Genomic DNA, 21,992 nt, shown 5'->3' on the forward strand with positions numbered 1-21,992 from the left:
AGTCAATTCAATAAAAAAATTAGAAAAATCACTTACGATTGAAACAACTCGTTTACAGTTCAAATTTTTTGAGATCTTATTTTTGTTAACTAACAAATGAACAAAAAACAAACAAAAACGTGCTTCATTATCTAAAATAACACTTTAGCATAGGTGTTTTCCTCCAAAAAACGACTTCTAAATCGAATGGCCGATTCAAATTGGTTCACGTTTTAGCTTATCACTACCCTTATTTTTTATTCTGTGTTATCCTTTCAATTAACAAAATAATGACACAACTATCGCCGGGTAGTATTAAGAGGATAAGCATTCCATTAGGTCTTTGGAGGAATGCTACTCCTCTTTTTTGTGTAAATGGAGTGATTAATATGGCATGGTTTGAATTAATCTTAGCGGGAATCTTGGAAGTTTTTTGGTCTACGATGATGAAATGGAGTGATGGTTTTTCTAAATTGAATTATTCTTTCTACACAGTCATTGGCATGATCGCCAGCTTTTATCTCTTATCAAAGGCGATCAAACAGTTACCAATGAGTTTATCCTATCCTATTTGGACCGGAATCGGTGCCGTTGGTTCAGTGATCATTGGTGTCGTCTTGTTTCATGATAAACTGACATTAGCCACTTGGTTTTTCGTTGGCTTATTATTGATTAGTCTGGTCGGAATCAAAATAACGAGTGGACATTGATCCTACATTATCAGGAATGGTTGATCAGACCAAAACAATAGTAGGTGCATGAACACATCAAAAAAAGCCAGATAACCGGTTTTGCTAACGATTCTTTTATTAGAATCATGAATTACCGTTTATTTGGCTTTTTTAATGACTTAATTTAACATATTTGTGTATTTAAACATGTAAAACGCCTGTAGCAAATAGAATCATTGCTGTTAGTCCGATCATTGTGACACCGACTAATAAAAATTTATCTAAGTGAAGATGAGGGATTGGCTCATTTTGTTCTTTCCGGGCTCTTAAATAAAAGAAGATCCCAGGTAAGAAGAGTACTAACACTAACATCACTTCATTGAAAGCAACCACGAGCATTGCCCAGACTTGAAATGCACTGGCTAAAAAGCCGATAAAGAATTGCCCCCATTCTTTTCTTTGATAAGATAGTTTCATCTGATAAAGACCTAAGAATAACCAAGTAAAGAATATCGCTGCTGTCCCAAGTGTGTAAGCAAAATTATACGCACTATCCGTGAACAATAAAGAAAGTAAGAAAACATTAGTACAAATCGTCGTTAAGACAATAGCATATGTTGGCGCACCTTTTTTATTGACTTGACCCCAGCGTTTCGGTAATAAGTTAGCATCTGCCATATTCCTCATGGTTTCAATCGGTAAAATCGTCCAAGATAACCAGACACCTACAAGCGAAATGATCAAACCACCGTTGATCAAGATTGCTCCCCATTTTCCTACCATCATTTCAAACACATAGCCCATCGCTGGCTGTGTTTGGATTCCTTGCAATTCTTTCATTGACATTGTCCCATAAGGTAACATCGAAACTAAAACATAAATGATGATTAAACCAAAAATACCAAGGATCGTTGCTTTCCCTACATCTGATTTTTTCTTTGCACGAGAACCAACCACAGAAGCTCCTTCGATCCCAACAAACACCCATAACATCACCATGATACAGCTCAATATCTGACTAGAAAATGGCACGGGCTGGCCATTCGCACTCAATATGATATCACTAGAAAAATTATCGATAAATTGTTGCAGTGAAAAGGTACTGATTGCTACAACAATAAATAAAAATAGTGGGACAAGTTTACAGATCGTTACAATAGCGTTCACATAACTTGCATTTTCGACCCCACGATTGACTAGCCAAGCATATCCCCATAAAAACAAAGTGCTCATAACGATCGAAGCGATATTCTGACCTCCGTCGAATACTGGGAAAAAGTAACCTAAAGCACTCATTAGCAACGTAGCAAAGGCTACGTTCCCCAACCAACAAGTAAGCCAATAACCCCAACCACTGATAAATCCAGCAAAACGTCCGAAACCAGCTTCTGCATAGCTGAAAATACCACCTTCCAGCTCTGGACGTTTTTTATTGATATTATTGATTGATAACGAGAGCATCAACATAGCTGTTCCAACTAGCACCCAACTAAAAATAGCTGGGGCACCAGCCGATCCGGAGATGTCCGTCATAATACCAAATACGCCACCTCCTATCGCTGACCCAATCACTAAGGCCGCTAGTGGAAACAATCCTATTCCTTTGTTCTGTTGCTCTGTATCCATTTTAAGCATCCTCCAAAATAAACCGCTTTTACCAAAAGTATAACAAATCTTCACCTGTTTTACTTTATTCATAAAAATTCTAATAGAAATATAATTGTAACTATTTTTTCTAATTATACAAGAATCTTGCATATTCATTTAGGGAAAACCTTTTCCAAAAATTGATAAAAAAATGCTATACTGGAGACAAGAATTGGAGGAAATGTAATGAACATTCTATATATATCGATCTCTGGAAACACACGAGCTTTCGCTAAAAAACTTGCTGAATATGCTGCGAACCAACATGAGTTAAATCCTCAATTACCAGAAATCACGCTAAAAGAAATTCATGAAAATAGTGACTTTCAACAAGAGAGTGAACCTTTCTTCACTTTTGTACCCACTTACTTAGATGGAGGAAATGGGTTAGATAACGGTGATACAGAAATTTTAACAGAAACCATGCGTGAATATCTGGAATACGAAGACAATCATACGCTTTGTCTGGGTGTCGTAGGGAGTGGAAACAAAAATTTTAATAATCAATATTGCTTAACCGCTAAACAATACGCCAGCCAATTTGGCTTCCCTTTCCTCGCCGACTATGAATTACGGGGAACCCCAGCAGATGTTGAGCGAGTATATCAAAAATTAGTCGAAACAGCTAACCAATAATTTCTAAAAAATTCGATCAAAACAGAGAACAGAGAGGAAACTTAGTTGGTAAGTTTCCTCTCTGTTTTTCTTTTTTAGGCTTTATACTCATTCAGTAATCCGCTTATCGAATATCCTTCATCCATCACTTGCGACTATTTTACATTACAATAGAAGTAAACTGTGTCACCTCCAACACTGTGATTTATTGTGTGAACTTGTTAGGAAGCTCTGGCTAAGATAAAACACTCGTCATCCACATGATGCCCCATTCATAGACTTCCGTTATAAAAAGTTATCGTATCAGATTCTAATTCTATTTCAATGGATCTCCCCTTCGTTTAGATTACTTTTGTCAGAAAAATTTGTTATCAAAAACTTAAACATAGACAGTTCGAAAGAGAATCACTAGTCAAAATGGAAGAAATAAAATTCCCCATACTCTTTTTAAAGCTATTCAGTTCAAATAATCTTAATATAACCAAGCATATTGCAAACGTTAACTTAACAGAACAAAAAGGAAAAGGTATAATAAAAATAGAAATATCCAGATTTTTTATATGTTATTTTATATTTTTTTGACACTAGATTATAAACAAGGTGGTGAAAAAACATTAAAAAAAGAAATTTCTTGTTGTGTTATTTTCAATGTTTTATTTATTATTTTTAGGTGCTTGCAAGCAAAAGAATGATCCTGTGGTTTCTTTAGAAGAAGTCGATAAAGCAGTGATTTTTGTTAAAGATGACGAAGGAAAAGAAAAAAGTTGGAAAGCTACAGACCCCAATTTTTTAAAAACATTAATAGGAAACCTTAATGTTCTGTTTAATAAATCGGATCAACATGCTCAACGTTATGATATGAAACTGACATCAAAGCAAAAAAGATTCAACTATCAAATAAAGTTTTATAAAAACAATAATGTTGTACAAGAGATTCAGATTTCAAAAGTAAATAAGGTAACTATAGACAAAGAGGAATTCATGATTGGAAAAGAGAAAGAAAACGAACTAGATAGTTTGAAAAATCATTTATTACTTGTTGCTAAATAGATAGGCGATGTTGGGACAATCATCTACCAAAGATATAATAAGCCTGGTTTTGATACGTAATGTCAAAATCAGGCTTATTTTTCTTATTTTAGACACTTTTTCCTTCATGTGTTTCCCTAATTTTCTCAAATTAAGTGCCATGAGTACCGAGCCAATATCAATCGTTTCTCCTTGTTTCCCACGCAAGTGAAAACGATGGAACGCCAAGTGAGCCTTTACACTGTTTACCATAGATTTTTTGTCTTGAATAAATCACACTCTTTCTCAACTTTTTTAACATTTTGCTTTGAACTAGTGCCTATAATAATTGACTTGTATTTGGCGATCTTGCTTATTGTATATTTTAGAATGATCAATTAGATTAAGAGTTATTTGGTCTAAGGTACTACAATTATTTTTCCCTCTTATTAATCATAGAAAAGAGCCTGAGACCGCACTTGGTCCCAGGCTCGAATTTTCTCTATTCTTTATCTGCTTTTACTTCGTTCAATTTTTTGTAGCTTCAACAGTCATGACCTTCGCTTTGGCTTTTGTCTCACCTGTTTTTTCTAAAACGAAATTTTTTACTTTCTCCATATTGGTAATTAAAACCATCATCGAAGTTTCTTTACCGGCAGCTTTGATTGCTGCTAAATCGACTTGAGCAACAAGTGTATCAGGTGTCACCAACTGACCTTCTGTTACCTTCACCTCAAATGGTGTACCACCAAGGTCAACTGTATTGATCCCCATGTGAAGTAACACTTCTAATCCATTAGCGGTTGTGATACCAATCGCATGTTTAGTGGGGAACACTGAGCTGATCGTTCCACTTACTGGTGAATAAATCTGCCCATTGATTGGCTCAACAAAGTAACCTTCTCCCATCATTTTTTGAGCAAATACGGGATCACTTGCCTTTTCAAGTGATTCAACTACTCCATCAGCTACAGCAGCTAATGAAATTTCACTTGTGCTGACTGCTCCTGTATTTTCCGTCATTGGTGTCATTTCAGTTGTTGTTTCTTCAGCTAATTCTTCTTTCTCCAATTGCTCTTTAGGAATACCAAAGAAGAATGTTGCTAGGAAACCACCTGCGTAAGCAGCGAGTAGCCCTAAGACATACCCTAACCATTTTCCATCTGAAATCAATGGGATCAAAGCAGCACCAGAAGGCCCGATCGCAATAGCACCTACATTTCCAATCATCCCAACAACAGCACCACCAATACCACCACCGATACAAGCGGTAATGAATGGACGTCCTAACGGCAGTGTCACACCGTAGATCAATGGTTCACCGATTCCTAAGATTCCTACGGGTAACGCACCTTTGATCATTTCAGTCAATTCTTTATCTTTTTTACAACGAACCCACAATGCTAATGCTGCTCCGACTTGTCCGGCACCAGCCATCGCCAAAATAGGTAATAATAGTGTTTTTCCTGTTTCATCAATCATTTGGACATGGATCGGTGTTAAGATTTGATGCAATCCGAACATAACCATCGGTAAGAATAGTGTCCCCAAGACAAATCCTGAAAAGGCACCACCTACACCTAATACCCAGTTGATTCCGCCAACCATTCCATCTGAGATGAAACCAGCGAGTGGCATGATGAAGAAAATTTCGACTAAGCCAATAGCAATCAATGATAATGTAGGGGTAACAATAATATCAATGGAATCTGGTACAACTTTATGCAATTTTTTTTCAACGATTGCTAATAACCAGACAGCAAAAATAACACCTAAAATCCCACCTTGACCTGCAGCTAACGCTTCTCCAGTGAATAAGTTTTTAAGTGGCGCTTCTGGATTCATGCCTGTTAATAAGACTACCGCACCGATAACACCACCAAGAGTTGGTGTTGCACCAAAAACTTGAGCTGCATTGATCCCTGTATAAATCACTAAGAAACTGAACATACCATTTTTTAGAATGTTCATGATATCAATGTATTGTTGCCAAGTTGCTGCATCTAATGTACCCGCTGTCACTAAGTTTGCTAGTACCGCAGCAATCCCTGCCACGATCCCAGTACCGACAAATGCTGGAATCATAGGGACGAAAATGTTCGAAATATCTTTCAAGATTGATTTGATTTTTGAAGGTTTTTGTTTATTTTTTTGAGCAGCTTTCATCGCTTGCGCTCTCTCATTTACCAAATCTTTTCCTGAGGCTGACGACTTATCAGAAGCTCTATTTCCTGAAGAAATCTGTTCTCCTAATTTTACACCTGCTTGATCTACCATCGTTTGTGCTACTTTGTTCACTTTACCAGGACCGATGATCACTTGCAGTTGTTCGTCCTCAACAACGCCTAATACACCAGGTATCGCTTTCAATTTTGCAACATCGACAAGCTCATCATTAATGATCTTCATTCGAACACGGGTCATGCAGTGGACAATGCTTTCGACATTGCCCATTCCGCCTACACCAGCATAGATCCGCGTTGCTAGTTTTTCTAAAGTCAATTCATTTTTAGCCATTGGTTCTTCCCCCTCATAAGGTTCCTTTTACAAAGCCGTTTGCTTCAACTAATTTTTCTTCTGCTGTCGCTTTATCACTATTGGTTAAAATCATCACGATCGCTAATTTCACATTTTTATCTGCTTCATTAAAATACTTCTCAGCGGTTTGATAGTCAACCTCTGTTGCTTGCATAATGATTCGTTTTGAACGCTCAATCAATTTTTCGTTGGTCGGTTTCACATCGACCATCAAGTTATTGAACACTTTGCCAATCCCGATCATACTAATTGTTGAGATCATATTCAAAATCAATTTTTGTGCTGTACCAGATTTTAGGCGAGTTGAACCGGTTAGAAACTCAGGTCCTGCATCAACTTCGATCGGATAATCGGCATGTTGACTGATTTCAGCATTTTTATTACAAGAAATTGTAGCAGTAGTCGCACCGATTGTACGAGCATAATCTAAACCGCCAATCACATACGGTGTACGACCACTTGCGGCAATCCCGATGACCATATCATTTTCAGTTAATCCTAAGTTTACTAAATCTTCTTTCCCTAACTCTAAAGAGTCTTCTGCTCCTTCAACCGCAACTGTCATGGCTGCTTCACCACCAGCAATCAAGCCAATGACCATCTCAGGTTCTACACCAAATGTTGGTACACACTCTGCAGCATCTAGCACACCTAAACGACCACTTGTACCGGCACCCATGTAGATCAATCGACCACCTTGTTGGAAAGATTTAATCGTCTGTTGGATCACTGGTTCGATGCTAGCCAATTCTTTTGAAACGGCTTCGGCTACTTTATGATCTTCTTGGTTCATTAGCTGAACTGCTTGGGTAACACTCATTTCATCAAGTCCAAATGTTTGTTGATTTCGTCGCTCTGTTGTTAGATTTTCTAAATTAATTTGCTTCATTTGTTTTTCCTTCTCTTCTAATTATTTTAAAATTTACCCCTGCACGGATTTGCTCAAGTAGCGGTAACTCGGCTTCGCTTATTTGAGCGACTCGATTCACTTTTTCATCTGCTGGTAAATCCTTTTTAGTAATTTGAATTTCCCCCATGTAACGAAGATATCGTTCATTATCTAAAGTAATCGTTCCTTTTGCTCGTTCTTTCGTATCACGAGGAGGAATTTGAGGGATGTTTCTAAACCGTGCATCCGCACTGCGGATAACATCTCTTGCCTCATCTTGCCGATTCATATGGTTTCCTAAAATATACTCGTAAAACTGGGCATCAATTACTTCAGCATGTAGTAAAATTGTTTGTTCTCTTTGATACATGGCAAATTGTTCTTGAACTTCTTCTGAAAGTCCGCCATCACCGATATAAATCAAATCTGTATCGCATGACATCAAATCCAGAGCAGCAGCTAAAGGATGGACATGTCGATGACTTTCTAAAGTAGGTAAACCTTGATATAACGGACCACGTAAGGCTTCGTCCCCTGCCACAAAACCTTGGATTGTAAAGCCTTGTTCTTTTAGCCAATGATTTTTTTCTTGATACCATTTCCGATCTAATCCAGTTTCGGGACGCGGATAGTAATTATGCCATGCTTCAAGTTGAGAAAAATCTGCATTAGCGACTTGTAATTCTGTGACATCTTGTGGAGTGATCGTGCTGGCGTTTAAACTGATTTTGATTTGATGGCTCCAATTCGCAATTTGTTCATTTGAAAGATGATAATCCATTCGTAACCCAGTAACGCCAATCTTTTTTAATGGCTCTAAATCTGCCATCGAAAATCCAGCATGTTTTAAAGCATCTCCAGAAATATCTACCATTAGATCCAATTGATTTTCTTTGGCACATTCGCCTAGTTCTGTTAACCGTTTTTTATATAAACTAGCATCATCTTCAGGAATATGCATAGAAGTAAATATCCCATCAAACCCATTCTTTGCCATCTTTTGGATATAAGCTTTTTTTTCTATCGTTAAAGCTTCATTCATAAAAATCGAAAAACCAAACATCTGTCTCCCCCTCACGCGATGTATCCGTATTCATTTCTATGAACAGAGTATACCTCTTGTGAAATAAAATTTCAACATTTTTATAAAAATAAATTAATTTTATTTCTAAAAGCGTTTTCGTTGGTTGATAATGATAGGCGATTTCAAAGATTAATGGCTAATTATATAACTAAAGAAAGAACGACACACCGACTAAAAAGTGTTTCATGCGCTGAATGACAGAACAAAAATACGCATCAATCATTGGTTCATTCTGACCTCTATTTGATTTTATACAACTCATCAGTCCTTATTGACAAAAAGCCACGTAAATAAACGGAAGAATGACAAAAATAGCAAAAACTATTTTTGGATTCTTCCGCTTATCGGTTTCAGAAATCAACTATTTTTTTGATTCATGATACGAATGTTTGACTCCGCTGCTACCCGCCAAAAATGAGTTAAGACTTTATAGTGTTCAGCTCATGTTTACTAGGAAAAGTAACTAATTCCGTATTTTCAACAAAAAAATCAAAGAATGTCTCATTTGGCATAGGATGGAAATAAGCGTTCATGATACGAATCAACGCATTATGACAAACTAATAGGTAGACATTCTCTTCATCAGCAAGACATTCTTCGATCAATGGAACAACTCGAGCATAAACATCTAACACTGATTCACCATTTGGAAAACGCACCGCAAATTCTTGTCGTGCTTCTTGAAAGATTGTTTCATGACTTGGCATCCCGTCGTATTCCCCAAAATCCATTTCGATTAACCGTTCATCTACTTCCATTGGCAAGTGAAGTTTATCGGCAACGGCTTGCGCTGTATCTTTTGCACGTTGTAAAGGGGAATGGATAATCTTCGTGACTGGGATTTGTAATTCTGAAACTTTTTCAGCCAATTTCTCCGCTTGTTTTTGCCCTTTTTCTGTTAATGGGGCATCCGCTCTCCCGCAGACCCGTTCTGCTGCATTCCAAGTTGTCTCGCCATGTCTAGTTACATATAACATTATTCAACGCTCCTTTGTTTGTTCTGGCTCGATTGTAACATAACTAATGAGCAAAACAAGTTTCACTACTTATTGATGACAATGAGTTATTTGAGTGAAATGAGTCGATCAGCTATTTTATTTAAGAAGACTTGGTCATGATCCACAACCAACATTGCAGGTTTAAACGATAAAATCAGTTGCTCCAACTGGACTTGATTGAAGACATCTAAATAGTTCAACGGTTCATCCCAAATATATAATTCCGCTTCTTGAGAAAGCGACTTGGCTAGTTCAACTTTTTTGCGTTGCCCCATACTCATCTGCTCAATTCGGTTATGAAAGACTTCTCTTTCCATCCCTAACTTGCGGAGATTATTTAAAAATGTTTGATAATCAACTTTTTGCTTTTCTGCAAATTCACTGAGCGTACCTCGATTATCTTCATAATTCTGACGCACGTAACTGATCGTTAGTTGATTAGGCTTATGGATCGTACCTGCAGTTATTCCATCAAAATCGTCTAAAAGATAATGGATGATCGTAGATTTCCCTATACCGTTTCCCCCTGTCAACGCCACACATTCGTTTTGGTCAATCGTAAAATTAACGGGCGAAAAAAGCAGCTGTTGATACCCCAGCTGTAAATTCTCCACAGTCAGCAATCGTTTATGATGTGTTTTTTTGACATTCATTGACAAAGGCTCTACATATTCGATATCCTTCAATAATTTTTCTTTTTCCCCGATTTGCGTTTCCATCCGATTCACGATTGCTTTCGAGCGTTTCATCGTTCGAGCGGCATCCGCGCCAATTGCACCACGATTCACTCTACGATTTTCAGTATCGATAAACCCAACGCTTTTTTTCGTCTTATCTCCCTCACGAGAGCGGGACCACTCTGCTTTTTCTGCTGCAGTTTTCTTCAAGCGCGTGACTTCTTTTTTGATTTTTTCATTTTGGGCAATCTCAAACTCATTTTTTAACTGCTTTTGCTCTTCATATACTGAAAAGTTCCCCTGATACAGTTCTAATTGGCTTTTTTCAATTGCTAATACATGATCGACCACTTCATCGATAAATCCGCGATCATGGCTGATCACGATAAATCCTTGATTTTTTTTCTGCAAGTAATTAGCTACTTGTTTTCTTCCGACTAAATCCAAATGATTCGTCGGCTCATCGATCAAAGGAAAATGCTGATCATCAACAAAAAGCAGTACTAAGAGTACTTTTGTTTTTTCACCACCAGACAGTGTGTGAAATGGTCGCCACAAAATCTCTGGGTCAGTTTCCATTAATTGTAGTTCTCTTTCGATTTCCAAAAGTTCGACATCAGCTATCTCATTCAACGCATCATAAGTAAATTGTGCTTCTTCTCCAATTTCTTGAGGGAAATAGTTAAATTCTTGCTGATGGATAATCTGTCCTTGATAAGGTAGTTTATCTTGTAAAATGTTCAATAATGTCGTTTTTCCACGTCCATTCCGACCGATCAACCCTAATTTCCAAGTAGTATCAAAATTCAATGTAGCTTGATCAAATAAGGGTAGCACTTGATTGTCATAACCAAAAGTTAAATTTTTAATTTCTATCTTCGACATTTATATCCTCCTATAAAAAAGACCAGTCCTATTTTCAGAACTGGTCGCCAAAGAAGGGATATAAAAAGAGACCCCACCAATGAAAACTCGCCAATTCTGAAAATCTGCCTGCTATTTTTTATTGAGTAAGTGTTTTTCACATTAAATTCTGCATGAGCAAGCTTCAACGGGCAATCGTTAGACCGTTTCTCTTCACTCAAACATCGTGATTAATGTAATTTATGCACTTTTCTCATTAATAAAATAGCCTTAATGCAGCTTTCAATCATTGACTTAGTTTTTCAATGGCAAGATCCCTCACTTCGTTTTATTTGTCATTAGGTTAACATAATTATTTTTAAACTGTCAACTAAGATAAATCATCTTCCACTAATCGGCTGAGATTATGTGTCATAATCGCTACTTTTTCAAGGGTTTCTTGACGATTTAAGGCTTTTTTCAATTCAATCGGTCCTAGCTGGATACTAAAAACACTTGGCAGAAATTCATCTAATCGTCCAAGATTTTTTTCGCGACTGCCACATAACGCAATAACTTTTTTCCCATGTTTCTTTGCCAGTTTAGCTACACCATATGGTACTTTCCCATTGATCGTCTGCTGATCGATTCGTCCCTCACCTGTGATCACGAGATCTGCTTGTTTGATGGCTTCTTCTAAACCAATCAGTTGAGCAACAAGTGAAAAACCAGAAACCATTTTACCACCGACAAGCAATAACGCTCCACCGATTCCACCAGCAGCCCCACTTCCAGAAACAGCATTTAAATCAATATTAGTCGTTTGTTTTATCTGTTCGGTTAAATTCGTTGCCTGTTTGTCCAGAAATGCTAAAGTTGTTTTTGTACCACCTTTTTGCTTACCGTAAATTTGAGCTGCTCCTTGTGGGCCACTGTAAAAACTTGTCACATCAGCAGCAACTAGCAATTGAACCTTTTTGAATTTTTCACGGCTTTTGCCCCACTCGATTCGTTTCGTCGTCAGCAGTGGATTTCCCTCTGTAGCCCCAACTAACTTGGCTCCTAGCGACTGCAACAGACCTAAGCCACCATCTGAACAGCCACTCCCACCTAATGTGACAATCATCTGAACAGCCACTCCCACCTAATGTGACAATCACCTGATCAACCTCTTGTGTCAAAGCATCTTTCAAAAGTTCTCCCAAGCCAAAGCTAGAAGCTGATCGAATCGTTTGATCAGTTGGCTCCTTTAATAAATCAAGACCGATTACTTCAGTTGATTCAATCACTGCCAGGCGTTTTCCCGCATAAACCGTGAGTAAATATCTGCAACTTACTTTTCGAAAAAGCAGATCTCCCCCTTCGATTACCCGCCATTGACCACCTAAAGCATGATAGATCGCCTCTGCTGTTCCTTCTCCTCCATCAGCAATCGGGCGATTGATTTTTTCTCCTTTTTTTGAAAACCAGCCGTTCAAAGCTGCTTGATTTAATTCAAACGATGAGGCACTTCCTTTAAATGAATCAATGGCTGCTAAGATCGTCATTGTCGTTCCTCCTCTGTACGTTGCTCTCCTTACTAGTAAGACATGTTTCTCTTTTTTTGACAACCAATACAAGTTGAAAATTTGCAAAAAACAATACACGGATGGGGCTAAACAATTAGCGAGGCTGTTTTTCATAAATAGAAAAGTGACGTTCAAGAATTCACTTCCTTCTTGAACGCCCACTTTCGATTATTGCTATTTGATTCTTGCTGTTTATAAGTGCTTTTTATTTGAAACAACCGACCATGTGGTATTAAGATGCTCATATTTCCTGTTCAAAGAAATTGGTATCACCCTCGTGTTTTCAGTGTCAAATCCACATTGATATACAGTATAATCACAATACACGATTCTGTGCGTAAAATACAAGCATTCATCTGGTAATTCTTCTAACGAATGATAAATCATTGGATTCAGTTCAGTATATTCATTCATTTCGGACATGAGTAGTTCACGATAAAAAATTTGCTTTACAACACTAGGAGCCACAATGAAAATTTCAGTAGGTTGTTCTTCTTTTTCGTCTGTAATCAAGGTCATACTTTTGACAAATTTTCTGATCAAGTTGTGATTCCATCTTACTTTTGGATAGTATGTTTCCTTCCAATCATTGAGAATAACTATGATATCCTCATACAGTTTTTTTTCTGCAGTAGTTAATAAATAGATTTGATCAGGGAGAAATACTTGACCATCTGCCCAGATCGTACGAATAAACTGTAAAAATGATTTTTTTAAAATAAAATCATTTTTACAATTTTTGTCAATTCTAGTTACAATTTTTTCGATTAGCTCATGGAGACAAGGCGTGTTTTCAATGAAACTGGTATAAACAGCTTCAAAATCTTTTTTCAATAATTCCATATTTTCGTTCGTATAATTTCGTGTGTTAAATAACGAAAAAATATAATACACGTCTTCTTCTTGTATATCTAAATGTTCTTTTTGTTCAGCTAACCCTTGGCTAACAATATGAAATAAAGGCTTTTTTTCAGCTGACTTTTTATCTTCTTCATCAAAATAAAGAGGATATTCTTTACGTCCAATCGCTATTTCAATTCCTCGAACAATCAAAAATCTATCTTCCTCAGAATATCTTCGTTTGAAAAAATGTGTTTCGACAAAATCAATCAATTGGTGACAAGCATCTATTACTTGATGATTTTTATTTTCATACCCTTCCCAATTAATGTATCTCACTAAGGAAAGTAAAAGATTTCGCACGTCAAATTCAGGAATGATAATTTGTTTATTTCTTAAATAGGAATTAGCTTTAAAGAAATCTAAGACTGTCTTTTTGATCGTATAAACTTTACTTAAAGAGATAAACTCAAGATCTGATAATTCCGTACTAGTGAATTGCCCTCTAAAATAATAACTTAAAAATTTTAAAAAATACGATTGTCCATATAAAAACTGTGTTAACTCTGATAATTCAATACCATGTTTAAATATGACTCTATAGATATGCTTTTCTCGCTTAATGTCTTCGATACAATATTCTAAACATTCGGTGATACTTTCAAGATCGTGTAACACAGTAGGCATTGTCACACCTAACATTTTGGCAATATATTCGATATCTATTTCTTGAAATTCAAATAATTGCTCACAAAGATAGACTTTTCTCGAAATATTCCGCTCAATGTAATTTTCCAACATGCCTTTTTCGCTCCTCTAATTTATATATATACTTATTTAAACATATTACTTAAAACCCATTTTTTTATTTCCTTAAAAGGAAAACGTTTACAAAAACAAAATAAAAAAGTCTGAGCTGGGAAAAAGCTTCTTCCCAGCCCGAACAAACCAATCATTAACTATAAATAAATGACAGTGAAGCATTTTTTGCATCGAGTAAAAAAGATTCAACTAAGGAGGAATCTGTCTTTCATCATTCTGCTTAATACTTTCTCGCTAATTTTAGTCAAAAATATCAACATCGAGTTTTTCGACAACATCTTTTAAAAGTTGGATTCCAGCTGCGCTATTACCAAAAGCATCTAATGCTGGGCTGAAAACACCCATGCCATAATAATTAGGAACAGCTACCATTAGGCCCCCACCGACACCACTTTTAGCTGGAACACCGACATGAACAGAAAATTCCCCTGATTCATCGTACAATCCTGCAGTTGTCATAATTGATTTGACAATCGTTGCGCTTTCTTCTGTAATGATTTGTTGTCCACTCCAAGGAGCAATACCTTTATTCGCTAAGACAGCGCCTAACTTGGCAATCCCTTTAGCAGTCACATTTACTGAACATTGTTTAAAATACACATCGAGGATTTCTGATACATCTCCGTCGATCATTTGATTACCTTTCATGTAATAAGCCAAGGAGCGATTAATATCCCCAGTTCTTGATTCAGAATGATAAATTTCTTCGTTCAATGTAATTTGAGGATCATCACAAATTTCTTTCATAAAAGCTAAAATACGATTGAATTTGTCCTCTGGATCTTTTCCGGCAATCAAAGAAGTGGTTGCAATCGCACCAGCATTCACAAATGGATTCATTGGATGATGACGATGATTGAGTTCCATATTCAAAATCGAGTTAAAAGCAAAACCTGTTGGTTCTGTATTGATCGTTTGAAAGACTTTATCGATGCCATTATCTTGGATGGCTAATAATAATACGGGGACTTTTGACATGCTTTCAATCGCAAAACGAACTTGCGAATCACCCGCTTCGATTAATTGATTTTTCTTCAAATCATAAATTGCCATTCCTAATTGTTCCGGATTTACTTGCGCAAGCGCTGGGATATAATCTGCTACATGTCCTGTTTGATAGTAGTGGAAATTTTTCCCAATCAATTGTTCTAATTCTTTGACATCCATTTTAATAACCAGCTTTCAATTTTTATTTATTATTTGCATGTTGAAATTTATGACGACATGCATAAATCGTAAAAGGAATAACTGCAACAATGAGATATGAAATGACTAAAATCGTTTCATAGATTCCATGTTGTCCTGCAGCAATACTTGAAGGTGGTACAAAAGAAATACAAAAGGCAAATAGTGAAGTCAATAATCCTAAACAAGCGACAATAGTTTTGACAACTTTTCCACCTGGCACTTGATAAGCCCGTTCTAATGAATCATCTTTGTAAACTAATTTTAAATAGCCAATAAAAAACATAAAATACAGCATCAAATAGATAACTACTGTTAGTGACATAGCTGCAAGGAAGGATAAATTATTTCCGCCACCACTTAATGTAAAGACAGTTGCCCAAATGGATGCAACGATCCCATTAGCAATCATTAAGTTTGCCGGTACACCATAAGCATTTTCTTTCGCAAAATGTGCGGGTAATAAACCTTCTTCGGCAGCCACATGTAAGGCTTTAGATGGTGAAGTGACCCATGATGCAATTTCTCCAATAACCCCTAAGCACACTAAGATAGCAAGAATTTTTGCAATCCAAGCAAGACTAGGATCAATGTGTCGCAATAAAAATTCAAGAGATTGAATAACCCCTGTATTGAGTGATAATCCTTGTTGAGGAACAGTTGTTGCCACTGTCAATCCACCAAATGTATCCAAAATAATCGCTAATATAACTAATACGAACATCGCTAGTGGATAATTCTTTTTAGGATTTTCCATTTCATTTGCATGACTAGCGGAAGTTTCTACCCCCATATACGCTAAAATAAATGAAACAAAAACGACTAATGTTGGTAATTTTGAGAAATCAGGTATCAATGTTTTCATTGATAGTGTCGTTTGTAAGGGTGCGCCAGAAGCCACATAGTGGATACCTAATCCGAATAGAACTAGTGCTGGTAACAAGATCCCTGCAATAAACCCGATCCGAGCAATCAATGAAGTATATTTTGTCCCTCTTAATTGAGACAATAAAATAGCCCAAAAAATAATTAAAAGAATCGCTAATTTCAAAAACTTATTATTTTGAATCGCAGAGATTCCTGTTGCATAAGATAATGCTCCTGTCAGGAAATACAGCATCGTTAAGTAACCAACTGTGATTTCAAACCATTGGAAAAAGATAGCAGCAAATCCAAATCTTTTACCTAGCGTGCGACTTACCCAAGTGTAGACACCGCCTTTTTCCCAGCCTTTAACAGTTGCCATTTCAGCCGCGCATAATGCTACCGGAATAAACCATAACAAACCGCCTAACAACAGGAAGAAAACCAAACTAAAGCCCGATGTCGCAAATGTTGGGTACTCATAAAGTGAAACAACCATTGAGATCGTCATGGCTAAAAAGCCAAAAAATGTTAATTTCTTCGCAGGAATTTTCGCTTTGCTTTCTTGCATGAAACTTCCTCTTTTCTACTATATTTAATTTATTTATTTTCAAAAAACGTGAAATCTAATCCTTCTTCTTGTTCTTCTTTCGTCGTCGTGATGATCGTTAGACACATGATGCTCTTTAAGATACCTGCTGTGAGCGCATAAGCGTATAAGGCAACTAGACAAACACCGATGATTTGAACACCTAATAGGAACCAGCTGTGTGAATCAGAGAGCAAATGAGCATTTGTAGCAAAAAGCCCAATTAAGATGGTTCCAGTAAAACCACCCATGCCATGTACACCCCATACATCAAGTGCATCATCCCAATTTTTCTTCTTACGAAATGCAACAGCATACTGACAAACAATTCCGGCAATAATTCCGATGATGATGGCACTTCTTGGATTGATATAGCCTGCACACGGTGTAACTGTTGCAAGTCCAGCGACAGAACCAGTTAAAATGTCGACAAAATCAAAACCATTCCCTCTGATTTTCGCTAAGATCAACCACGTCATCATCGCAAATGCCAACGCAACAAAAGTTGAACCAAAAGCATTGACCGCTTGGTAATCTGCTCGGAGTGCCCCTCCAGCATTAAATCCAAACCAGCCAAACCAAAGAAGACCTGTTCCAATAGCTGCTGCCATCAAACTACTATGTCCTGATCGTTCAGAAGCAGGAATCTTTCTTTGTCCAAGTGTCAAAATACATGCCAGCGAGCCGAACCCTGCAGTCGTATGGATGACAGCACCACCAGCAAAATCTCGGAAGCCTAATTGTGCTAAAAATCCGCCTCCCCATATCCAGTGACAAACAGGGAAATAAATCAGAAGATTCCAAAAAATCAAAAGCAAAACATAACCTTTAAGATTCAATCTTCCAGCAAAGGCCCCCGTCATCAATGGAACGGTGATTACGATGAACATCAATTGATATAAAAAGAACATCAAAAAAGGAATCGTTGCTCCATGTAATAAATTAGGTGCGTTAGAGACATGCTTCATTAAAAAAAAGTCAGCTGGATTACCAATTAGTCCACCGATATCTCTACCGAAAGCTAATCCAAAACCACCAAATATCCACATCAAAGTTGTTATTCCTACTGAAAGAAACGACTGTGCCATAATAGTTGTGATGTTATTTTTCCGTGCCAACCCGCCATAAAAAAATGCCAAGCCAGGAGTCATCAAGCAAACCATTGCGGTACATAAAATCATAAATGCTGTATCACCTGTATTGATAGGTAAATGATTCATTCGTTTTCACCTCTTTTCTATGGTTTGAGTATAAGAAATTTTAACATCTGTTTTTTGTTTATCTTTTTGCGTTTTGTATCGTCAAATCCGAAATAAACTAAAATATTGGTCTAATTACTTCTTAAAAGTCTTACCTTATTTAATATGTATCCGTTTTTTTAATCACTTTATCTAGCTGTCTGATGGATTTCCAGAGAAAATTCGCACAAAAATAATGCTGTTTTTTGTTTTTTATTTTGTTATCGTTCAACTTTTTGAACAAAAATAAACTTTCTCTTTATTTTTTCATTAAACTGAATCATTAGTAAACAAAACAAAAAAGAGTCTGGATATCAATCCGACTCTTTCTATGTAATACATATAAATATGATGTTCGATTTGCACAGAATTGCTTCACACGTTTAAACTCTATTCAATTGCTTTAGTGTTAATCCAAAGATTGGTCCAATCGCTAGTACACATAGAAGTGTTCCGATACCAATAGGGGCACCTAATAATACGCCCACAATGACCATTAGTGCATCTAAACCGATCCGAATAAAAGTTAAACTAAATCCCGTAAATTTAAAAAGCAATTGAGTCAGTGCTTCTAATGCAGCAGATCCTTTGTTTGAAGAAACATATAATCCCGCTCCAACCCCAAATAAAATAGGGGCTAAAAGAACTGCCATGATCGAATAGCCAGTCATGTTAACTGAAAGTTTATTTAGCCATGGTTCAATCTGTCCAATCAGTAATCCCAATCCAAAACCATTGATTAAACTACCGATCCCTAATTCTTTTCGATTGAAGATAGCAACGATTCCTAACACTACTGCATTAAACAACAAACTAGCTACCCAAAAGGGAATATCAATCAACGTCAACATACCTAATAAAAAAACACTGATCGTATCTGCGCCTTTATGTGCAGTGATCAATAATGTGATCGCTAATGCAATCATACTTGTCCCTAAAATCACTTGTATTATTTTTTTCGTTCTAATCTATTCATTTTTCCTCCATCAAACCAAAAGATCCGCTTGTTGAACGATCAGATATTAAACAAATGACGATACATTTATCATATCTGATACGCCAACTAAACCTATGGAGCCTATTTTACTATTAAATAGGAAGAAATAACTATCAACTATTACGGCTACCACTGAAATAATTAACGTAAAAGGAAGCGATTTATCTGGTATAATGAGAAAAGGTTTACATCGTTAAAAGAACGACTGTTTTTCTAAAAAATTTTTCCAGCTTTTTCACCCATACATTCTTAATCTTCTTTATGATACTCATATTTTTCAAAGTCTACTTTATCTAGCCATAAAAACCTTTGAGCCCAATTATTGACATCAAAAAAGTTTAAAATGTTCGGATCAACTGGCTGAAAAGGTGAATGCAGAAATTCCGGCAATTCATCCAAATTTCGTTCCTGCAGTAAAAAGATATTTTGAGGATTATAAAAATAGTAGCTTTTAATTGCTTCATTGTCAGTCACTAACTTTTTCTCAAAAAAACTAGATTCAAAAGTTCGTAAAGTGACCCCTTTTTGACCTGCTCTCATGAGTTCTAAAATTCCTTGTGATTGTGCGGTCAATGCTAAATAATCTGCGTAAGAAAGATAATTCGCCTGCTCATTTCCTCGTGAAGGTAAAATATAATAATTGGTTGTAAGTCCACGCTGTTCAAATTCCTTGCGATAACTCTCTGCTAGCTCCTTACGACCATTATCAGTGGCACCAAAAAACAAATCAGAAGTGACTTCCACCTGAGGAATCTTCATCTTTTTAGAATAAAATGAACTATTGTGGCGTAATCCAAGTTTTTGCGCCTCTATCCGGTCAAAATGGTATATTTCATCGACGGCCGATTCGTTTTGTGCTTGTTGAAGCATTCGAAAGTGTTCCTCTTCTTTCAAATGATTCCAAAAGTATAAAACGATTTTAGCTGTTGTATAAGGGCGGATCTTCGCAGCTATTTCCGTTTCGAATCCATAATCTAAAAAACGATCAATTCATATTCTTTCAATTTGGGATGGAAAAAATTAAAATACACTGGATCTAATAAATCTTTTCCCGAAATGACATCTAATGAATCAATCGAGGGTAAAAAATACAACGCTTTATCTTTTGCAACCAATAAGATAGGCAATTTTGACATTCTGGTTTCCTCACTTTCCTATGACCATTATGGTTCATTTGATTAATTCAATAGTAACATGAAAATTAGTGATTTTTTGCTATCATAATTTCTTCCCTTAGGAAAAGACAAACAAAACGCTCTCTTATTAGGGTTTGCTCCTACTATCAAGTTTTACGTTTACATAGGAAATTTATGACAAACATATGATGTTTTCATTAAAGTAGAAATTTTTATTTACAGAATTGTTGAAATTGTCAGATAATTTGCTATGATATAAAAAGTTATTTTTCTACTTAATATAGTTATCAATCATTTGACTATGATTGTTTCGTCGTCAATAGTTTAGTCTTAGAAAAGGGGTTGCTTATGGAGAAAACTGAAACAAACAAACTAAAAAAACAACTAAGTTCCAGACACATCACGATGCTAGCACTGGGGGGTGCTATTGGTGCGGGACTATTTAAAGGAAGTGGCGAAGCTATTGGGATTGCCGGTCCTGGTGTCTTGATTGCTTTTTTGATTGGTGGGGCTGTTTTATTCATCGTAATGAATGGTCTTGGTAAATTAGTTTTAGATGACGGGGATACCCAGCATGGATTATCGGGGCTTGTTCGACCTTTTTTAGGTGCCCATTCTGCTGACTTTATCGACTGGGTTTACTATTCATTATGGACGATCAATATTATTGCCGAAGCTGTAGCGGCAGCATCCTTCTTACAATTATGGTTTCCAACGATTCCACCTTGGACCTTTGTCTTAATTCTAGCCGTGTTGACAACGTTGATTAATTTATATTCTGTGCGGTTATTTGCTGAAACTGAGTATTGGTTGGCATTTGCTAAAATCAGCGTAATCATATTGTTGATTATCTTCGGGATATACCTGGTAGGTCATCAAATGTTTGACATTGGGGTCTTTCCTACACTAAACAGTATTACGGATCATGGTGGCTTTGCCCCTCATGGTATGAAAGGAATCGTCAACTCGCTACTCGTAGTTATATATTCTTATGGTGGTTCAGAATTGATTGCGATCACAGTAAGTGAAGCCGACAATCCCAAAAAAGCGATTCCTAAGGCAATTCGTGGAGTAATGGGACGAATCATTTCATTTTATATCATTCCATTGTTCTTGTTGTTAATCATTTTTCCTTGGGATACCTTGGCAAACTCATCTGCTAGCCCATTTGTGATGGTATTTGAAAAAATGCATATTCCATTTGCCGCTGATCTTGTAAACTTTGTGATCATCTTAGCGCTCTTTTCTTCCATCAACTCAGGTGTATATGCTTCTTCACGTTTGCTGTATTTCCGTTTAAAAGACAAAAAAGGTGCAGCAAAAAAACTATCTGTTTTGAATAAACACCATGTTCCACAACGTTCCGTATTATTTTGCGCAAGTGTTTTATATTTAGGCGTTGTTCTTTCTTACTTTGTTGGTGACAAACTATTTGGCTATTTGGCTGGTTCTCTTTCCTACACTGTCTTAGTCATCTGGCTTATGATCAGTATTGCAGCCTTTATCCTTGCTTTAAAGAAAGGTTCTCTTTTTGAAAAAGGGGTAAACTTATTAGCAATCGTAGTTTTAGGATTGATCTTTGTGGGAATCTTCTTCACTAATTCAATTGGTGTGACATTATTGACTGCCCTTCTTTACTTGGTGATTTTCTTTAGCTACCGCAAGAAAAATGATATCTTTGCTTAAAAGCCCTATAAATAGCTTGAGTTCCTTAAGCCAAAAACAAGCAACTAAGTTGTACCAAACAATTTAGTTGCTTGTTTTTTTGTAAGCTGAGAAGATAAAAGTTGGGGAAAAAATAAAA

At 36.5% G+C, this 21,992-nt stretch carries 15 protein-coding genes and 3 pseudogenes; 4 read left to right on the plus strand and 14 right to left on the minus strand.

Annotated features, from left to right (window positions below):
* Positions 1–368 precede the first annotated feature (368 nt).
* Positions 369–689, plus strand: a complete 321-nt coding sequence (locus EHR_RS01195) for a DMT family transporter (RefSeq protein ID WP_010719882.1) — start codon at positions 369–371, stop codon at positions 687–689.
* A 162-nt stretch (positions 690–851) separates the two neighbouring features.
* Here the strand turns inward: EHR_RS01195 and EHR_RS01200 are convergent, their stop codons facing one another.
* Positions 852–2,276 (minus strand): basic amino acid/polyamine antiporter, encoded by a 1,425-nt coding sequence (locus EHR_RS01200; RefSeq protein WP_010738312.1) that lies wholly within the window; start codon positions 2,274–2,276, stop codon positions 852–854.
* A 207-nt stretch (positions 2,277–2,483) separates the two neighbouring features.
* Between EHR_RS01200 and nrdI the strand changes: the two genes are divergently transcribed.
* Together nrdI and EHR_RS01210 are read left to right on the plus strand one after the other, a co-directional pair.
* A complete protein-coding gene (gene nrdI / locus EHR_RS01205; protein ID WP_010719884.1) occupies positions 2,484–2,933 on the plus strand; it encodes a class Ib ribonucleoside-diphosphate reductase assembly flavoprotein NrdI in 450 nt (149 codons plus the stop codon).
* 627 nt (positions 2,934–3,560) lie between these two features.
* Positions 3,561–3,962, plus strand: a complete 402-nt coding sequence (locus EHR_RS01210; RefSeq protein WP_010738313.1) for a hypothetical protein — start codon at positions 3,561–3,563, stop codon at positions 3,960–3,962.
* On the opposite strand, the pseudogene EHR_RS14345 reads toward EHR_RS01210, so the two are convergent.
* The 13 genes and pseudogenes from EHR_RS14345 to EHR_RS01275 form a co-directional block, all read right to left on the minus strand.
* Positions 3,945–4,205: pseudogene (locus EHR_RS14345) on the minus strand (IS5/IS1182 family transposase); the annotation flags it as partial. The gene EHR_RS01210 and the pseudogene EHR_RS14345 overlap by 18 nt on opposite strands.
* Before the next feature lie 243 nt (positions 4,206–4,448).
* A complete protein-coding gene (locus EHR_RS01215) occupies positions 4,449–6,437 on the minus strand; it encodes a glucose PTS transporter subunit IIA (RefSeq protein WP_010738314.1) in 1,989 nt (662 codons plus the stop codon).
* Between the two features lie 13 nt (positions 6,438–6,450).
* Positions 6,451–7,347 (minus strand): N-acetylmuramic acid 6-phosphate etherase, encoded by an 897-nt coding sequence (murQ, locus tag EHR_RS01220; RefSeq protein ID WP_010738315.1) that lies wholly within the window; start codon positions 7,345–7,347, stop codon positions 6,451–6,453.
* On the minus strand, positions 7,334–8,410 hold the full coding sequence (locus EHR_RS01225) for a DUF871 domain-containing protein (RefSeq protein WP_010719888.1): 1,077 nt from the start codon (positions 8,408–8,410) through the stop codon (positions 7,334–7,336). Before EHR_RS01225 ends, murQ begins: the two co-directional genes overlap by 14 nt.
* A 440-nt stretch (positions 8,411–8,850) precedes the next feature.
* Positions 8,851–9,408 carry a histidine phosphatase family protein gene (locus EHR_RS01230; RefSeq protein ID WP_010738316.1) on the minus strand — a complete coding sequence of 186 codons (558 nt, stop codon included), beginning with the start codon at positions 9,406–9,408 and terminating at the stop codon, positions 8,851–8,853.
* 86 nt (positions 9,409–9,494) lie between these two features.
* The gene (locus tag EHR_RS01235; protein ID WP_010738317.1) at positions 9,495–10,991 is read right to left on the minus strand and encodes an Lsa family ABC-F type ribosomal protection protein; all 1,497 of its coding nucleotides are present in this window, start codon (positions 10,989–10,991) and stop codon (positions 9,495–9,497) included.
* Positions 10,992–11,340: 349 nt separating this feature from the next.
* Positions 11,341–12,496: pseudogene (locus EHR_RS14660) on the minus strand (glycerate kinase family protein).
* A gap of 213 nt (positions 12,497–12,709) precedes the next feature.
* A complete protein-coding gene (locus tag EHR_RS01250; protein ID WP_010738320.1) occupies positions 12,710–14,158 on the minus strand; it encodes a BglG family transcription antiterminator in 1,449 nt (482 codons plus the stop codon).
* Between the two features lie 261 nt (positions 14,159–14,419).
* The gene (gene glsA, locus EHR_RS01255) at positions 14,420–15,346 is read right to left on the minus strand and encodes a glutaminase A (RefSeq protein WP_010738321.1); all 927 of its coding nucleotides are present in this window, start codon (positions 15,344–15,346) and stop codon (positions 14,420–14,422) included.
* 22 nt (positions 15,347–15,368) lie between these two features.
* On the minus strand, positions 15,369–16,799 hold the full coding sequence (locus EHR_RS01260; protein ID WP_010738322.1) for an amino acid permease: 1,431 nt from the start codon (positions 16,797–16,799) through the stop codon (positions 15,369–15,371).
* Between the two features lie 29 nt (positions 16,800–16,828).
* Positions 16,829–18,037 carry an ammonium transporter gene (locus EHR_RS01265; RefSeq protein ID WP_010738323.1) on the minus strand — a complete coding sequence of 403 codons (1,209 nt, stop codon included), beginning with the start codon at positions 18,035–18,037 and terminating at the stop codon, positions 16,829–16,831.
* A 401-nt stretch (positions 18,038–18,438) separates the two neighbouring features.
* On the minus strand, positions 18,439–18,981 hold the full coding sequence (locus EHR_RS01270; protein ID WP_014834230.1) for a YczE/YyaS/YitT family protein: 543 nt from the start codon (positions 18,979–18,981) through the stop codon (positions 18,439–18,441).
* A 320-nt stretch (positions 18,982–19,301) separates the two neighbouring features.
* Positions 19,302–20,188 (minus strand): annotated as a pseudogene (locus tag EHR_RS01275) (WaaS/CpsH family glycosyltransferase).
* 348 nt (positions 20,189–20,536) lie between these two features.
* Here EHR_RS01275 and EHR_RS01280 point away from each other — a divergent pair.
* On the plus strand, positions 20,537–21,874 hold the full coding sequence (locus EHR_RS01280; protein WP_010719900.1) for an amino acid permease: 1,338 nt from the start codon (positions 20,537–20,539) through the stop codon (positions 21,872–21,874).
* The last annotated feature ends 118 nt before the right edge of the window (positions 21,875–21,992 follow it).

This window comes from Enterococcus hirae ATCC 9790 (genome assembly GCF_000271405.2).
GTDB lineage: Bacteria > Bacillota > Bacilli > Lactobacillales > Enterococcaceae > Enterococcus_B > Enterococcus_B hirae.

What these genes read in the sequence shown, in the direction of transcription:
- EHR_RS01250 (WP_010738320.1), bottom strand. Translation starts at nt 14,158, where the DNA reads ATGTTGGAAAATTACATTGAGCGGAATATTTCGAGAAAAGTCTATCTT.
- EHR_RS01235 (WP_010738317.1), bottom strand. Translation starts at nt 10,991, where the DNA reads ATGTCGAAGATAGAAATTAAAAATTTAACTTTTGGTTATGACAATCAA.
- nrdI (WP_010719884.1), top strand. Translation starts at nt 2,484, where the DNA reads ATGAACATTCTATATATATCGATCTCTGGAAACACACGAGCTTTCGCT.
- EHR_RS01200 (WP_010738312.1), bottom strand. Translation starts at nt 2,276, where the DNA reads ATGGATACAGAGCAACAGAACAAAGGAATAGGATTGTTTCCACTAGCG.
- EHR_RS01195 (WP_010719882.1), top strand. Translation starts at nt 369, where the DNA reads ATGGCATGGTTTGAATTAATCTTAGCGGGAATCTTGGAAGTTTTTTGG.
- murQ (WP_010738315.1), bottom strand. Translation starts at nt 7,347, where the DNA reads ATGAAGCAAATTAATTTAGAAAATCTAACAACAGAGCGACGAAATCAA.
- EHR_RS01230 (WP_010738316.1), bottom strand. Translation starts at nt 9,408, where the DNA reads ATGTTATATGTAACTAGACATGGCGAGACAACTTGGAATGCAGCAGAA.
- glsA (WP_010738321.1), bottom strand. Translation starts at nt 15,346, where the DNA reads ATGGATGTCAAAGAATTAGAACAATTGATTGGGAAAAATTTCCACTAC.
- EHR_RS01265 (WP_010738323.1), bottom strand. Translation starts at nt 18,037, where the DNA reads ATGAATCATTTACCTATCAATACAGGTGATACAGCATTTATGATTTTA.
- EHR_RS01210 (WP_010738313.1), top strand. Translation starts at nt 3,561, where the DNA reads ATGTTTTATTTATTATTTTTAGGTGCTTGCAAGCAAAAGAATGATCCT.
- EHR_RS01280 (WP_010719900.1), top strand. Translation starts at nt 20,537, where the DNA reads ATGGAGAAAACTGAAACAAACAAACTAAAAAAACAACTAAGTTCCAGA.
- EHR_RS01225 (WP_010719888.1), bottom strand. Translation starts at nt 8,410, where the DNA reads ATGTTTGGTTTTTCGATTTTTATGAATGAAGCTTTAACGATAGAAAAA.
- EHR_RS01260 (WP_010738322.1), bottom strand. Translation starts at nt 16,799, where the DNA reads ATGCAAGAAAGCAAAGCGAAAATTCCTGCGAAGAAATTAACATTTTTT.
- EHR_RS01215 (WP_010738314.1), bottom strand. Translation starts at nt 6,437, where the DNA reads ATGGCTAAAAATGAATTGACTTTAGAAAAACTAGCAACGCGGATCTAT.
- EHR_RS01270 (WP_014834230.1), bottom strand. Translation starts at nt 18,981, where the DNA reads ATGATTGCATTAGCGATCACATTATTGATCACTGCACATAAAGGCGCA.